This window comes from Pleurocapsa sp. CCALA 161 (genome assembly GCF_003003995.1).
In the GTDB taxonomy this organism is placed as follows: domain Bacteria; phylum Cyanobacteriota; class Cyanobacteriia; order Cyanobacteriales; family Xenococcaceae; genus Waterburya.
The window spans coordinates 1-15000 of the sequence record NZ_PVWF01000110.1 but is presented as its reverse complement, the minus strand read 5'-3'; the positions used below and the strand labels follow the sequence as shown (position 1 = coordinate 15000).

At 40.3% G+C, this 15000-nt stretch carries 15 protein-coding genes and 1 pseudogene; 8 read left to right on the top strand and 8 right to left on the bottom strand.

Annotated elements, in window-relative coordinates:
• Positions 1-284 (bottom strand): response regulator transcription factor (locus tag C7B62_RS20015; RefSeq protein ID WP_146132149.1); only part of this gene is annotated, 284 nt, incomplete at its 3' end.
• A 398-nt stretch (positions 285-682) separates the two neighbouring features.
• Between C7B62_RS20015 and C7B62_RS20010 the strand changes: the two genes are divergently transcribed.
• From C7B62_RS20010 to C7B62_RS20000, 3 genes are all read left to right on the top strand, one after another.
• On the top strand, positions 683-2137 hold the full coding sequence (locus tag C7B62_RS20010; protein WP_106241290.1) for an aminotransferase class I/II-fold pyridoxal phosphate-dependent enzyme: 1455 nt from the start codon (positions 683-685) through the stop codon (positions 2135-2137).
• A 56-nt stretch (positions 2138-2193) separates the two neighbouring features.
• On the top strand, positions 2194-2784 hold the full coding sequence (gene cbiT / locus C7B62_RS20005; RefSeq protein WP_106241287.1) for a precorrin-6Y C5,15-methyltransferase subunit CbiT: 591 nt from the start codon (positions 2194-2196) through the stop codon (positions 2782-2784).
• A gap of 129 nt (positions 2785-2913) precedes the next feature.
• Positions 2914-3789 carry a phosphatidate cytidylyltransferase gene (locus C7B62_RS20000; RefSeq protein WP_106241284.1) on the top strand — a complete coding sequence of 292 codons (876 nt, stop codon included), beginning with the start codon at positions 2914-2916 and terminating at the stop codon, positions 3787-3789.
• A gap of 307 nt (positions 3790-4096) precedes the next feature.
• Here C7B62_RS20000 and C7B62_RS19990 read toward each other — a convergent pair.
• Positions 4097-4711, bottom strand: a pseudogene (locus C7B62_RS19990) (Dam family site-specific DNA-(adenine-N6)-methyltransferase); the annotation flags it as partial.
• A gap of 175 nt (positions 4712-4886) precedes the next feature.
• Here C7B62_RS19990 and C7B62_RS19985 point away from each other — a divergent pair.
• Positions 4887-6197: a Glu/Leu/Phe/Val dehydrogenase gene (locus C7B62_RS19985; protein WP_106241292.1), complete on the top strand. Its 1311-nt coding sequence runs from the start codon at positions 4887-4889 to the stop codon at positions 6195-6197.
• Between the two features lie 179 nt (positions 6198-6376).
• Here the strand turns inward: C7B62_RS19985 and C7B62_RS19980 are convergent, their stop codons facing one another.
• Complete coding sequence (locus C7B62_RS19980; RefSeq protein ID WP_106241281.1) at positions 6377-7027, bottom strand: SOS response-associated peptidase; 651 nt, start codon at positions 7025-7027, stop codon at positions 6377-6379.
• 326 nt (positions 7028-7353) lie between these two features.
• Here C7B62_RS19980 and C7B62_RS19975 point away from each other — a divergent pair, with 326 nt between their 5' ends.
• Positions 7354-7809 (top strand): Hsp20/alpha crystallin family protein, encoded by a 456-nt coding sequence (locus C7B62_RS19975; protein ID WP_106241279.1) that lies wholly within the window; start codon positions 7354-7356, stop codon positions 7807-7809.
• Positions 7810-8109: 300 nt separating this feature from the next.
• On the opposite strand, the gene C7B62_RS19970 is transcribed toward C7B62_RS19975, so the two are convergent.
• The 5 genes from C7B62_RS19970 to C7B62_RS19950 all read right to left on the bottom strand — a co-directional run bounded on the left by C7B62_RS19970 (position 8110) and on the right by C7B62_RS19950 (position 12348).
• A complete protein-coding gene (locus tag C7B62_RS19970) occupies positions 8110-8676 on the bottom strand; it encodes an HVA1 family protein (RefSeq protein WP_106241275.1) in 567 nt (188 codons plus the stop codon).
• Positions 8677-8769: 93 nt separating this feature from the next.
• On the bottom strand, positions 8770-10125 hold the full coding sequence (locus tag C7B62_RS19965; protein ID WP_106241272.1) for a DUF58 domain-containing protein: 1356 nt from the start codon (positions 10123-10125) through the stop codon (positions 8770-8772).
• Positions 10126-10171: 46 nt separating this feature from the next.
• Positions 10172-10975, bottom strand: a complete 804-nt coding sequence (locus tag C7B62_RS19960; protein WP_106241269.1) for a class I SAM-dependent methyltransferase — start codon at positions 10973-10975, stop codon at positions 10172-10174.
• Between the two features lie 56 nt (positions 10976-11031).
• Positions 11032-11394, bottom strand: a complete 363-nt coding sequence (locus C7B62_RS19955) for a VOC family protein (RefSeq protein WP_106241265.1) — start codon at positions 11392-11394, stop codon at positions 11032-11034.
• Positions 11395-11400: 6 nt separating this feature from the next.
• On the bottom strand, positions 11401-12348 hold the full coding sequence (locus C7B62_RS19950) for a MoxR family ATPase (protein WP_106241262.1): 948 nt from the start codon (positions 12346-12348) through the stop codon (positions 11401-11403).
• A 457-nt stretch (positions 12349-12805) separates the two neighbouring features.
• Between C7B62_RS19950 and bchI the strand changes: the two genes are divergently transcribed.
• From bchI to C7B62_RS19935, 3 genes are all read left to right on the top strand, one after another.
• Complete coding sequence (gene bchI / locus C7B62_RS19945; RefSeq protein WP_106241260.1) at positions 12806-13879, top strand: magnesium chelatase ATPase subunit I; 1074 nt, start codon at positions 12806-12808, stop codon at positions 13877-13879.
• A 25-nt stretch (positions 13880-13904) separates the two neighbouring features.
• Entirely contained in the window at positions 13905-14726 is an 822-nt protein-coding gene (locus C7B62_RS19940; RefSeq protein ID WP_106241257.1) for an ABC transporter ATP-binding protein, read from the top strand.
• Between the two features lie 77 nt (positions 14727-14803).
• A partial coding sequence (locus C7B62_RS19935; RefSeq protein WP_370304086.1) for an MlaD family protein occupies positions 14804-15000 on the top strand: 197 nt, incomplete at its 3' end.

Below are 15000 nucleotides of genomic sequence, written 5' to 3'. Positions count from 1 at the left end.
TTATCTGTCATTGAACTGAGAATCATAATCATTACGTCATTTTGGTGTATTTCTTGGCAAAGATTAAGTCCCGTATCATCTGGTAGGTTAATATCAGAAATAATTAAATTAGGTTGAAATTCTTTAAGCTTTTGCTTGGCTATACCACAGTCAGGTGCTACCTCTGTAATGTAGCCGTTGTAAGTAAGAAAACGGCAAAGTAGATGATGTAAAGTGAGATCATCATCGACAATTAAAATTTTTTTCGAATCAGCTAAATTATAATAATTATTTAATAAATACACTTAATATAAACCTTAGTTGTTTATTTATGACTTTCAAACAATATCAGAGAAATTGCGGATAAAGCGACCGTAATTTCCTTTTTTTTACCTGAGCTTCATGTAAAAAATAGTCTGTATGAAGTTAGGATTAAAGCTACTTTGTCGAGTATGTATATATACACTAAAGTTAAAATTAGCTCTTCTAACTCAGAAAACTTTGACTTTTTCGCTATAAAAGGAGCAAAATTAATTCTGGTTAATGAGTAGGCTGAGAAATAAAGCCGTACAAAGTTAAATTAGGACAAGTTTAGTTAACTGTTCGTAGATAGTAGGTAGTAGATAGTAGGTAGTAAATGTCCTAACTTGAGTATGTATTGCTATAAAGCATTTTAAACTTGAGCCTTCAGCACAAATTAAGCATGACTAAAGATTTTTTTAAAACCCCATTGTTAGATATATTGACCCAATCGACCCACAGAAAACATGCTGCTTTTTATGCTCCAGGACACAAGCAGGGCAAAGGAATTAGCCACAAGATTCAGGATTTAATTGGTAAGCAAGTTTTTCAAGCCGATTTACCTGAGTTACCAGAGTTAGATAATTTATTTGCTTCAGCAGGAGCGATCGCAGCAGCACAAGAGTTAGCAGCCCAAACTTTTGGCGCAACTAAAACCTGGTTTTTAATCAATGGTTCAACCTCTGGGATTATTGCAGCAATTTTAGCTACCTGTGGCATGGGAGAAAAGATCATTTTGCCCAGGAATATTCATCAATCGGCGATCGCTGGTCTAATTTTATCTGGGGCAATCCCGATCTTTATTAATCCTGAATACGATCCTCAAGAGGAATTAGCCTATAACGTTACTCCAGCAGCCGTTAAACAGGCATTAGAGCAGCATCCTGATACCAAGGCAGTAATGATGTTGCACCCGACTTATCAGGGGATATGTAGCGATTTGAAAGCGATCGCCGATCTTACTCATAGTTATCAGATCCCTTTATTAGTCGATGAAGCTCACGGCGCACACTTTACTTTTCATGCTGATTTACCCCCTTCGGCTCTGAGTGTTGGGGCAGATCTGACGGTGCAGTCTACTCATAAAACCTTGAGTTCTCTGACTCAATCGTCTATGCTGCATCTTCAAGGAAATCGAGTCTGTAGCCAGAGAATTAGCAAAGCTTTGCAGTTAGTTCAATCTACTAGTCCTAGTTATTTGCTTTTGGCTTCTCTAGATGCTGCCAGACAACAAATGGCAACAGAAGGTAAGGAATTAATGAATGAGGCGATCGCTCTTGCCCACCTAGCTAGCCAGAAAATAGCCGAAATTCCCAAATTATCAGTCTTAAATCCTCAAATACAGCCAGGTTGCCACTATTGTGACCCGACTCGGCTCACAATTAATATCTCCCAACTAGGAATAACAGGCTTTGAAGCCGACGAAATACTTCATGAGCAGCTAAACGTTACCTGTGAGCTACCGCTATTGCAGCATCTTACTTTGATTATCTCTTTGGGCAATATACCAGAAGATATTCAACGGTTGATTGAAGCTTGTCAGATTCTTTCTTTATCAGCTAGCGGCTATCAGCTAGCAGCTATCAGCTATCAGCCCTCGTCCTCCACCCTTCATCCTACAAAAGTTTCGCCTCGACAGGCATATTTTATGTCCACAGAGACTATTCAGATTGAGCAAGCAGGCGATCGCCTCTGCGGGGAGCTAATTTGTCCCTATCCTCCAGGAATCCCTGTGTTAATGCCAGGGGAAGTAATTACCTCAGAAGTAATTAATTATTTGCAGCAGATCGTAGCTGCGGGGGGAACTATTACAGGGTGTAACGATCCAAGTCTGCGAACCATTCAGACGCTTAAATAAGATAATCAATCTGCTTTTAAGATCTAAATTTTAATAACTCCAATTAATCATTAACTATGCTTTGGCCTTACAAAACTCCAGGAATTCCCGACAAATTGTTTGAACGTTTACCAGGAATTCCCCTCAGCAAAAGAGAGGTGAGAGTCTTAATCCTCTCCTCCTTACGGATGAAGCCTGATTCAGTATTTTGGGACATTGGCGCGGGAACAGGTACAATCCCTGTCGAAATTGGTCTACTTTCTCCTGAAGGCAAGATTGTGGCGATCGAACGAGATGAGGAGGTAGCAAAATTAATTAAGCGTAATTGCGATCGCTTCGGGGTTCATAACGTTGAGGTAATCCAAGGAAGTGCGCCAGAATGTTTAGATGCGATCAAACCCCGACCAAATTTAGTGTGTCTTGAGGGTGGTAAACCAATTAAAGACATTCTTAAACAAACTTGGAAATATCTTCAGCCAGAAGGACGTATTGTTGCTACTGTTAGTAACTTAGAGAACTTATATATTATCTCCGAAGGTTTATCTGAACTTCAGGCTCGAAATATAGAAGTAGTTCAGTCGGCAGTTAACCGTTTAGAAACCAGAGGCATCCATCAGACTTTTGCAGCAGTAAATCCAATGTTTATTCTCAGTGGAGAAAAATTGTAGATGATGACAATCTTTATTTTCTTAACAAATAATTGCTAGGACTTAATCCAGTAATTTGTTAACCTTTCATAAAGGTTTCCTTAAATTTAATTCCCGATTCTCATTTAGCGTTTGTAGCAGCAACGCATTATGCCCTTGTCTCGTATAGTTAGTTCAGTAGTTGCGATCGCCTTAGCCTTGGGAATGATTATTCTCGGAGGATGGTACTTTACTCTGGGTATCGGTATTTTAATTATCTTAGCCCAGCGGGAATACTTTCGCTTAGTCCGCGCTAAAGGGGTTGAACCCGCAGGAAAAATGACTTTAGTTGTCTCTGTGCTGCTGTTACTCAGCGCCACCGTTGCTCCTAATATTACTGATGCAATATTTTGTCTGGGAGGGACAATTATCTGTTTCTATTTGTTATTCCAACCAAAAATTGCCACCATTGCCGACATTGCTAGCTCGATTTTGGGGCTATTTTATACAGGCTATCTACCAACTTTTTGGGTACGTTTAAGAGTTAATCTGCCCAACAGTAATAATGCTAGTAATTTACCTTTGGATGGCTACTGGCCAGACTCTTGGCTTAATCCCAGCCAATTTCCCACTGCCCTGACTCTAACTTTTTTGGTTATGGCCTGTATTTGGGCGGCAGATATTGGTGCATATACCATGGGTAAAAGTTTTGGTCGTACCAGACTATCTGATATTAGCCCGAAAAAGACCGTTGAAGGGGCAGCATTTGGTATCCTGGGTAGCTTAATTGTCGCTGAATTAGGGGCGTGGTATTTCCAGTTTCCCGCCTGGCAAATTAGTGGTGTGATGCTCGGTACACTGATTGGCATCACCAGCTTGCTTGGAGATCTGACCGAATCGATGATGAAGCGAGATGCTGGAGTAAAAGATTCTGGGCAATTAATTCCTGGACATGGAGGCATTTTAGATCGCACTGATAGCTATGTCTTTACCGCTCCTTTGGTTTATTATTTCTTCACTCTATTACTGCCTTTATTGACATTTTGACTATTTTTTAGGACAACTTAAACAAGCTATTTTAAGCTAAACATTTACCATTATTTGCTCTAAATCTATTGAGAGTTGCTTGGGTGTGAGCCGAAGGCTACAGAAGTGTGATCGCAAAACATACCCAAAAGATAATCTAGCTCCATATACGAGCGTTCCGAAAAATCGCTTTTATAAACAATTGTTAACAGTTTAGCCATTGCCATCGATCCCTATCTCTCGTTCAATAATTTCCTTGACAAACTCAGGGATCTGTTTTTCTAAATTGATCGCTCTTTGCTTTAATCTTTTTTGATAGACCTGTTCTAATTCCAGAAAAATATCTTGAATCTTTATTCCCAGACACACCTTGATAAGGGGGATCCATATAAACAAAATCACGATCCTGGACTTGGGCTAGTACCTGTCTGTAATCCAAGCAGGTAAACTGACATTTGCCTTTCAAAAGTCTGGACACACCTTCTATATTTTTTCTTACGGTTGCAGGCTGTGTTCCTTTTCGCCTTTTATCAGGGCTTTGATTAAATAAGCCCTCAGAATTATAACGAACAGCTCCCTTGACACATCGTGCTAGCAAATATAGAAATAACTTTGGATCTTTTGTTTGATTGAATTTTGTTCTGACTTCAAAATAATGGCTGATCGAATCAAGATGTTGTTCGCTCCATATTTCTGCATAGGCATCTGCTATATCACCTGGATTCTCTGTAATTAGCTTGAACAATTCGATTAGGGGCTTATTCAAATCGTTTAACCAAAAATTTTGAGAACTTTGTTCAGCAGCAGCAGCTATGCTAAGTGCCGAAGTTCCAGCAAAAGGCTCTACCAACCTCTCTACTTGGTTAGGCAAAAAACTAAGAATATGTGTCGCGAGGTTTCGCTTACTGCCCTGATATTGAAATGGATGAGGTAGATTAGCCATCGTGATCAAAGAACAAATGAACTTATAGGAGTTTATCACAAGATATTAGAATAGATTGCTTGACCCATTCCCATTCTGATTAGTGATTAAGAGATCGCGATTTAACTTCTGGTAAGAATAGATGCCGATCGCATCGTACATTAAGATTAAACCTCGATTTAAACCAGAAATAGCAATGCTCAATGAAAATAACGCTAAAAATTCTTTACTAGCTGATGCTGGTAAAAGATTAGAACAAGCCTTAAAACACGTCGATATTTCTGAAGATGCGATCGCTCGTCTTCAACATCCTAAGACTAGCCTGAGTGTTTCTATTCCTGTACGGATGGATGATGGTAGTTTAAAGGTATTTTCTGGATATCGGGTACGTTACGACGACACTAGGGGCGCGGGTAAAGGTGGCGTACGCTATCATCCTGGGGTTAATTTAGATGAGGTACAGTCTTTAGCTTTCTGGATGACGTTTAAATGTGCCTTATTAGATCTACCCTTTGGTGGCGCTAAAGGAGGTATTACCGTCAATCCGAAAGAATTATCTAAAGCTGAGTTAGAAAGGCTGAGTCGGGGCTATATCGACGCGATCGCCGATGCAATTGGCATAGATGTTGATATTCTCGCTCCTGATGTTTATACCAACGCCGTGATTATGGGTTGGATGATGGATCAATACAGCACGATCAAGCGGACATTGTGTCGTGGGGTAGTTACAGGAAAACCACTGACTCTAGGAGGTAGTAAAGGTAGAGATACGGCGACAGCGATGGGAGCTTTTACGGTAATTCAAGCTATGTTACCCAAGTTTAAATTGCTCCCTGCTAAGACTACTGTAGCAATCCAAGGTTTTGGGAATGCTGGTGCAACTTTAGCGGGGTTGCTGGCGGAAGCAGGATATAAAGTAGTTGCCGTCAGTGACTCTAAAGGAGGGATTTATGCGCCTCAAGGTTTAGATATTGCCAGCGTCAGCGAGCATAAAAATAAGAGTCGAGAGATGAAGGCGGTATACTGCCATAATCCTCTGTGTAGCATTGTTGAACACCAGGCGATTTCTAATCAAGAGTTACTGGCTTTGGATGTGGATGTGTTGATTCCTGCTGCGCTAGAAAATCAGATCACTCTAGCCAATGTCCAGGATATTCGAGCCAAGTATATCTTTGAAGTAGCAAATGGACCCATTAACTATGATGCAGATCAAATCCTTACCCAGCAAGGAACTTATGTTTTTCCCGATATTTTAGTCAACGCGGGGGGGGTTACCGTTAGTTATTTTGAATGGGTACAAAACCGCCATGGTTGGTATTGGACATTAGCAGAAGTTAATCAACGTCTTCAAGAGAAAATGCAAATAGAAGCCGAACAGGTTTGGCTGATTAGTCAAGATTTAAAGATTGATCTTCGTACCGCTGCTTATGTGCAAGCTCTCAAACGATTAGGCGAGGCTTTAGATGCTAAGGGCAACAGGAATTATTTTGTCAATTCCTCTGTTTGAAAGTTGTCAGCTATTAGTAGGGGCGAACGGTCGTTTGCCCCTACTAATAGCTAATTTTGTACGGCTATATCTTGCATTGGATCTTGCTCTAAAGTCCAAACAGCGATCGCATTGAGAAATTTTAGCCATGGCCACATTATTAAGCGGTGGTTCTAGTTTGTCTCAAAAAAAACCCAACATCAATCTGAGTTAATTGGCTTGATGCAGTCAGGAGTATCATTTTTAGGACTATTAACCTTCTTGCTCACTGGATATAGTTCCAGATCGACTTCAGGTAATGCATCAAGTAATTGTTTTCTGTGATTTAATTCACCCAGCCATGAATCATAATCAGTTGGTTGAATAATCACTGGCATTCTGTGATGAACTTTAGCTGCTTCGGTATTAGCTTTGGTTGTTAAAATAGTGCAGGAAACTAGTTCATCTTCACCATTACTCCACGATTCCCATAATCCTGCTAGGGCAAACAGTTGATGGTCTTTGAGACGAAAAAAGTGAGGTTGTTTATCTTTACTCCATTCATAAAATCCTGAAGTAGGAATTAAACAGGGACGATGCTTAAACGCGCTTCTAAAGCTTGGTTTTTCTCCAACCGTCTCCACACGAGCATTAATTAAATTGCTTTTCCAACTATCCAAGTTTTTAACCCAGCTAGGAATTAAACCCCATTTCATCATCAAGAGCGATCGCGCTACTTCTTTTTGTTGGATCACTAATATTTGCTGAGACGGAGCGATGTTGTAACGAGGAGAAATAGCTTCGTTTACTTCTACCTCAAATTGCCGAGTAATCTCATTGGCTGTTGTATTTAAAGTAAATCGTCCACACATAGCTGTTCGAGAATAAATATTGATTATTTGTTTGGGCAGAAAGCACTACTAGATATGGGATGTAAGCCACACTTCTAGATCTGTGACTAACTGATTAATATATAAATAACAAAACGTGAACAGAAAGCGCGTTTTGCGAGACAGTCAGTTAAGGGGGTCTTTCCCGTTAAAGGAACTGTCGAGGTTGGGTAAGAAAGTTCTTTCTCAAAAGTCGCCGCTCATTATGGGGAAACCCCATCAAGGCTATTGAGCAAGAACCTAACAATACACAAATCTAAGTCAATCAATTAACCAATTATCAACTATTAGTCACAGGAGACACAATCATGGCTTTAGTAAGATACAACCCTTGGCATGAAATGAATTCTTTACAACGCCAATTAAATCGTTTGTTCGATGATGCTTTAACAAATGACGGCTGGGGTGACTTTGGTAATTTCTCTAAAGTTCCTGCGGCCGAACTAACTGAAACTGATGATGCAGTTCATCTCAAACTAGAAGTTCCTGGGATGGAAGCTAAAGATTTAGACGTTCAAGTAATGGGCGATCGAGTTGCTATTTCTGGTGAACGCAAATCAGAAACCAAAACTGAGGAAGACGGTAGAACTCGCTCTGAATTCCGTTATGGCAAGTTTTCTAGAGTCATTCCTCTACCAGTACGCATTCAAAACACCAACGTTACCGCCGACTACAAAGACGGTATCCTTAATTTGACTTTACCTAAAGCAGAAGAGGAGAAAAATAAAGTAGTGAAAGTAAATCTAATTGAATCTGCCGAATAGTCTTTCCAGGATAACGAACAAACGTTATCCAGATTGACGGGTTCACCCAGTCACGAATCGTGACTGGGTTTTTTGTTGAGCGAACATAGCTCAAACATAGCTTTTTTAACCTGAGTTCGGGTTAAGCAGATTAATTGGTGGAGATAGCTGTAAGCTCTAAGCTAATAGCTTTTGAGATAGTTTGGATGCAACTCTACTATGAAAGAAGAACGGAAAATAGTATTTTCTAAATACCTTCAAAATAAGGATTTGAGCTAATCCCGAACTCAGGTTTTTTTATGATCCTAATCCCCATTGTTGTTACTGTTTTGTTTTACTGTTCATTGGGTCATGTCCCCAATTCATTAGGGAATATTGCCAAGGAGTTGCTTGAATATTGCCTGAAGGTTTTTGTGCTAAATGACGGTGAATGTAACTAACTACCTTCTTCATGTGTTTAAAATCTTTTTTCTGATATTCTGATTGCTTTTTGTTGAGAATTTTAATGATTTTTTTGCCTGACTTACGACCTTTAATTTTGCCTTGGCGATCTTTTTGACCGACAGAATTACTTTCCTCGGTTTTTAACCACGCTTTAAGCTCCGAAGCACTCATATTAACTGCTTCATGAAAATTATCTAATATTTTATGCTGCTGCGGTTTAAGATTATGCTCGTTTTCAATTAAAGATAAAGACCTAGCTCGACGAGAAATTACGCTTCCTGTGCTTTCATTCTTGACCAAATAACGTGGTTTACTTTTACTTGCTTGAATTTCTTTGCCATCAACTTGAGTAGATTGTGTTAGTTTCTGCGTAATTTTTCCTTTGGCTTCTCCTTTACCGACTTTCCATTTGACAGGATCTCCTTTTTTCAACTTAATTGTCATAGTGTTAATGCTGAAATAATATACTTCTAAAATTATCACCAATTTATAGCGATTTTTGCCTCTCCTTTAAGATTGATCTTTATGTAAGAGGAACTAGAGTAAATTACGTGCTTTCAACTCTAAATAGCGATTAACTAACTCACTCGTAATGCGATCGCAAGGCGCATCTAAAACCAATACTCCTTTTTGTCTTAATTGAGCAAAGGCTACTTGACGTTGGGCTAAAAGATCTAAAGCAACAGCGCGACAATAGGTGTCTTTGGTACTGTCTGTAGGAGTATGGGCAATTTGAGCTACTAAAGGATCGTTGAGGGTGACACAAAAAGGAAGATAGCGGGGGGTTAAACGCATCATGGCGCTAAGTAATTCACTAGAAGCAGTTACATCTACTAAATCTGTAATTACTACTACTAATGCTCGTCTAGTTTGCTGGGTAATCACCTTAGTCATAGCACCAAGATAATCAGGCTCTAATAATACTGGCTGAATGGGTGTCAGGCGCTCGACTAATTTAGATAGATGATGATTACCTCTTTCTGGGGGTATCCAGGTAGTCAGATCGCGGTCAAACACCGCTACGCCAACTTTATCACCACGGCTTAGTCCTGCCATAGCTAGAGATAGAGTGGCATTTAAACCATAGTCAAAGCGTTTTAAACCACCTACTTTTGCCGTCATTAAACGCCCTCGATCCAAGAGAATGAAGAGGGTTTGTTCCTGTTCTGGTTCTAATACTTTGACCACAGGGCGATCGCGTCTGGCTGTCGCCTTCCAATTTATCAAACGGATATCTTCTCCTGTACGATATTCTCTCAGTTCAGCAAATTCAGTACCGTTGCCCATTCTGCGCGCCTGACGCATCGCGCCACTATTTTCAATCGCCAGACGAACCGCTAATTCTTTTAAGCCAATCAAATCAGGATAAACCCTAACTTGCTGTTGCGCTGAGATTCGCCAATCTCGCCAACCCAAACCCAGTTTACCCAGTTGACGTACGTGCAGATCGCCCCAAGTATATTCTCCGCGATGATCGGGATAAATGATGTAGGTTTCTTCTGTAACGCTGTTAGCAGGTAGATTAACTTCCAGAGTATCTCGATCTACTCTAAATTCTGGCGGGTAAGCATCACGGATTTGGGCGATTACCCTCTGGGTACGCTGAGTCCTGCGGACTTGCTTTGCAACCGCGATCGCCTTTTGTTCCCCAGATTTAATCTGTAAGGCGATCGCATTATCTCTACCTACTGATAATTTGCCAATCTCCTGTCTGGTTACTTCCACAGCACCATTTTTAACCTGAGACGCATCAAGGATCGTGGCAATTAACAGACTAAAATTATAAACTCGCAGAAAATTCAAACTAACCTGACGATTAATTAAAATATCCAAGAGTGCAGCGCTTAAGCCACCGACAGCTAAGAGGGCATAACAGCGTCTTGAAGGAATCATGTTTTAAAAAGTTTAGTGAGTAAAAAATAAATAACTAAAATAACTATTAACAAATTGCGGAAGCACGATAAATTGTGGCGGAAATTGCTCCATCATGGCGATCGCCAATCCCCCTAAACCAATCTAATCCTGCTTGTAGGCAGGGTAAATTTTTACCTAACTTAGTGGCTGCTTGCTCGACTGTCGGTGCTAACCAAGAGTCTACATAGTCTACAAAGTCTCTTAATTGCTGACGATCTAAACTATAAGCATGATGTACAGGAAATGGTTGATTATTCGCCTCCTCAAAACCAGCCTGAGTCAACAACATACCCAGGGATTGTCCCATATAGGGGTTTCCCCGCGCTTGCAGTAACAACTCACACAAAGAATCGATCAGATAACGATAATCAGCAGATTCTGGGGTAACTAAAATAGTGCGATAGTCAGTTTCAGTAACTGTAATTGTTCCTCCAGGCTTCAGAACCCTCTTGGCTTCTTGTAAAACCTGTAGCGGATGTGGTAAATGTTCTAAAAACCAGATGGCGTATAGATGATCGAAGTAATTATCTTGCCAAGGTAATTTGGCTGCATCCCCGACTCGTAGATCGACATTGCTTAAACCTAAATTACGAAGATAATTTTTGGCGTAATCTATTTGTTTATTTTCCAAGTCAATGCCCGCCAACTTAAAATCGGTAAAAGTCTGCCCTAAAATACCTAATACTGCTCCTGCACCACAGCCGATCTCTAGTAATTTTTCTCCAGCTTGATAGTCAAGATCTTTAAGAATCAGCTTTTCTCGCCAATATTCTGCCTGTTGAATCAATCTTTCCTGTTCGATATCAGAATAACCGTGAATGTAATCCATATTTTTGAGAAATGGAAGATGAAATTGTGGGCTAGTGTTTACTCTCTTTGATGATTTTAATAATTGGCTATTTCCAGCAAATTTTGCTCGGGATCGCGAATATAAACCGATTCAATTGTTCCGTTTGCCCCTGTGCGAGAAATTGGACCTAAAATAATCGGCACACCACAATCATTAAAATGTTCAATAACTTGTTTCAAAGGGACTTGTGTAATTAAACATAAATCAGCAGAACCAGCTTTTGGTTCAAATTCTTGACCAAGTTGATGTAAATTAATTTTTTGTTCGCCAAACTTTAAGGCATAACGATTATTACCAAAAGTAACGACTTCCATGCCCAAAACTCGATGATAAAACTGAGAAGTTACCTGAAGATTACTAACTGTCAAAACTAAGTGATCTATGCTGGAAATTTTCATCAGTTACTATCTTGGTACAGATATTTGCTTAAGAATCGAAGCAATCACCTCCTCTATTTGGAGATTATCTAACTGTGCTTCTGGTTTTAAGATTAGTCGATGACGTAATAAAGGAATGGCGACTTCCTTCACATCATCTGGAGTAACATAATCTCTTCCTGCCAAACAAGCACTGGCTTTAGTTGCATTTAACCAAGCCACCGCAGATCGAGGTGATGCACCTAAAATCAAGTCAGGATGTTGACGAGTACGCTCAACCAAATCGAGCAAGTAGTCTAAAATATTATCTTCTACCTGAACCTTTTGTACCTGCTCTTTGAGAGTTAAAATATCTGCTACCGTGGCGATCGCTGTTAACTTATCTAGATCTAACTTTTTAGCTTTAAATCCTTGTTGAGCATTAACTAACATTTGCTTTTCAGCATTCTTGGCAGGATAATCAACTACGAGTTTAAATAAAAAGCGGTCTAACTGCGCTTCAGGCAAGGGATATGTACCCTCAAATTCCAACGAGTTTTGCGTGGCAATTACCCAAAATAATGGCGGTAACAACATCGTTTCCCCATCTAGGGTAATTTGCTGTTCTTCCATTGCTTCTAGTAACGCTGCTTGGGTTTTAGGCGGAGTACGGTTTATTTCGTCAGCCAAGAGAATTTCCGTGAAAACTGGGCCTTTTTTGAGCATAAAATCACGACTATTAAGATCAAAAATATTTGTCCCCAAAATATCAGAAGGTAAAATATCAGGAGTTAGTTGAATACGACGGAAATCTGCTGTAATCAACTTGGATAATACTTTGACTAACAAGGTTTTTCCCGTACCTGGAACTCCCTCAATAATGACATGACCACCACTCAATAAGGCAATTAAAATTTGTTTAACTAAATTTCCTTGGCCAATGACGATCTGATCTATTTGTTGACTAAGATTATTGAGCAGAGAATTACTTGGCATTTAAGTGTTGCATTAGAAACTAAGTTTATTTTTATCCCATCTTAAGTAGTCGTTTTAACTTCTGCCGAGATTGATGTAAAGCTAAAGATTATAGATCAAGACTGCTCAGTGCTTCATTGCTCACTGTTCACTGTTCACTGTTCACTGTTCACTGTTCACTTTCACTGTTCACTGTTCACTGTTCACTGTTCACTGTTCATTGCTCATTGCTCATTGTTCACTGTTCATTGCTCATTGTTCACTGCTCATTGATAACTCAGCAACCCGAAAACATGGCAGAATAAAGATACGTTTATCAATAAGCAATTAACGGCAAACTAACCTATTTGAGATATAGCAATCAAATCCTCGATTAGGACATTTCTTAATCTCTTGGCGTCCCGAAGAAAGTCTTTGAGGGCGCGAGATAATTGCTGATAACCTCAACCTTTACTTCGACTGCTATACCAAGATTAATATGACTGTAACAATCCCCGCACCAATCAGAACTCGTCGCCAGGTTTTTCCCTTCACGGCTATCGTGGGACAAGAAGAGATGAAACTAGCTCTTTTGCTCAACGTAATCGATCCTAAAATTGGTGGGGTGATGATTATGGGCGATCGCGGTACAGGCAAATCTACTACCATTCGCGCTTTAGCCGATTTATTACCTGAAATTGATGTGGTGGCAGGCGATCCGTTTAACAGCGATCCTCAAGATCCCGATCTCATGAGTGATGAAGTTAAGCAAAAGCTGGAACAGGGAGAAGCGATCGCTACAGTTAAGAAAAAAGTACAGATGGTGGATTTACCCCTAGGAGCAACAGAGGATCGAGTCTGTGGCACGATTGATATTGAAAAAGCGCTAGCTGATGGAGTGAAAGCGTTCGAGCCTGGATTGCTCGCTAAAGCTAACCGAGGCATTCTTTATGTCGATGAGGTTAATCTTCTCGACGATCATTTAGTGGATGTGCTGTTAGATTCCGCTGCTGGTGGTTGGAACACCGTTGAAAGAGAAGGCATTTCGATTCGCCATCCTGCACAGTTTGTTATGGTTGGTTCAGGCAACCCAGAGGAAGGAGAATTACGTCCCCAACTATTAGACCGTTTTGGAATGCACGCCGAAATTCATACGGTCAGAGAACCAGACCTGAGAGTCAAAATTGTCGAACAAAGAGCCGATTTTGACGCTAATCCCGATGTTTTCAGTCAAAAGTATGACGCAGAACAATCGGCTCTACAAGAAAAGATTGTCCAAGCACAGCAGCTTTTACCTTCAGTGAAACTAGATTATGACCTGCGAGTTAAGATTTCCGAAATTTGCTCAGAATTAGATGTAGACGGTTTGCGGGGTGATATTGTCACCAATCGTGCTGCTAAAGCGATCGCTGCTTTGGAAGGACGGACTGAAGTTACGGTGGATGATATTCGCCGAGTGATTGTTTTATGTCTGCGCCATCGTTTACGCAAAGATCCCCTCGAATCAATCGATTCTGGTTATAAAGTATCTAAATCCGTAGCTCGTGTATTTGGTTTAGAACTGGAAGAGTAAAAATAGTCGAGCAAACTTTGAGCTTATGGCAGTAACCAGAGAAAATCCACAATTAACTCAAACCGATCCGCAAGTTCCTTTAATTGAACTGCGAGGAGTGAGCAAAGCATTCGGCAAGAATGTGATTCTCGACCGAGTTAATCTGAAAATTGAGCGACAAGAAGCATTAGTTATTATTGGCCCTTCAGGGACAGGAAAATCAACTATTCTACGCATGATTGCGGGGTTAATGCCTATTGACCAGGGAGCAATCTATATCAATGGTGAAAAGCGTACAGGCTTAATTGAAGACCAAAGCGATCCCATTGGAATTAGTATGGTGTTTCAACAGGCAGCTTTGTTTGATTCTTTAACCGTAGAGGAAAACGTCGGCTTCTTACTTTATCAACATTCAAAGCTCAATCGACGCAGAATTAAAGAATTAGTTAATGAAAAGCTAGAGATGGTAGGTTTATCAGGCACTAATAACCGCTTTCCTGCCGAGTTATCAGGGGGAATGCGTAAGCGAGTTAGCTTTGCTCGCTCAATTATCTTTAATCCTGAAAATCCTCAAAGTAGACCAGAAATTGTTTTATACGACGAACCAACCGCAGGTTTAGACCCGATCGCTTCCACTGTAATTGAAGATTTAGTGCGAGATTTACAGTGTACAGTACGCGGCTGTGGCACTTATATTATGGTAAGTCATCAACACAGCACGATTCGTCGCACGGCAGATCGGATTATTTTTCTTTACGATGGCAAAGTACAGTGGATTGGTACAGTTGACGATATTGATACTACTGATAACCCTCTCGTCAGACAGTTTTTCAGCGGGAGCGTAGATGGGCCGATTCGAGTTAACTAACCGCCAGTTTGACCTTCATAACACAAAACGAAGAGTGACTCTGATTAGAATATAAGTAAGTAATTAAGAGGAGTTATATGCGATCGCGTACCTTAAGAGAGGGTTCAGTTGGGTTACTAATTATCTTGGGGATTCTGCTGTTTGGCGGATTAGCCCTTTGGATTAGAGGTTTTAGCTTTGGCAAAACAAGCTATCAAATTATTGCCGATTTTTCTGATGTTAACGGCATCAAAATTGGTGATGGAGTACGTTACCGAGGGCTACAAGTAGGTAG

Excerpts from the sequence above, each read along its gene's own strand:
- C7B62_RS19940 (WP_106241257.1), top strand. The coding sequence starts at position 13,905 with ATGGCAGTAACCAGAGAAAATCCACAATTAACTCAAACCGATCCGCAA.
- C7B62_RS19975 (WP_106241279.1), top strand. The coding sequence starts at position 7,354 with ATGGCTTTAGTAAGATACAACCCTTGGCATGAAATGAATTCTTTACAA.
- C7B62_RS19985 (WP_106241292.1), top strand. The coding sequence starts at position 4,887 with ATGCTCAATGAAAATAACGCTAAAAATTCTTTACTAGCTGATGCTGGT.
- C7B62_RS19955 (WP_106241265.1), bottom strand. The coding sequence starts at position 11,394 with ATGAAAATTTCCAGCATAGATCACTTAGTTTTGACAGTTAGTAATCTT.
- C7B62_RS19965 (WP_106241272.1), bottom strand. The coding sequence starts at position 10,125 with ATGATTCCTTCAAGACGCTGTTATGCCCTCTTAGCTGTCGGTGGCTTA.
- C7B62_RS19960 (WP_106241269.1), bottom strand. The coding sequence starts at position 10,975 with ATGGATTACATTCACGGTTATTCTGATATCGAACAGGAAAGATTGATT.
- C7B62_RS19980 (WP_106241281.1), bottom strand. The coding sequence starts at position 7,027 with ATGTGTGGACGATTTACTTTAAATACAACAGCCAATGAGATTACTCGG.
- bchI (WP_106241260.1), top strand. The coding sequence starts at position 12,806 with ATGACTGTAACAATCCCCGCACCAATCAGAACTCGTCGCCAGGTTTTT.
- C7B62_RS19950 (WP_106241262.1), bottom strand. The coding sequence starts at position 12,348 with ATGCCAAGTAATTCTCTGCTCAATAATCTTAGTCAACAAATAGATCAG.
- C7B62_RS20000 (WP_106241284.1), top strand. The coding sequence starts at position 2,914 with ATGCCCTTGTCTCGTATAGTTAGTTCAGTAGTTGCGATCGCCTTAGCC.
- C7B62_RS19970 (WP_106241275.1), bottom strand. The coding sequence starts at position 8,676 with ATGACAATTAAGTTGAAAAAAGGAGATCCTGTCAAATGGAAAGTCGGT.
- C7B62_RS20010 (WP_106241290.1), top strand. The coding sequence starts at position 683 with ATGACTAAAGATTTTTTTAAAACCCCATTGTTAGATATATTGACCCAA.
- cbiT (WP_106241287.1), top strand. The coding sequence starts at position 2,194 with ATGCTTTGGCCTTACAAAACTCCAGGAATTCCCGACAAATTGTTTGAA.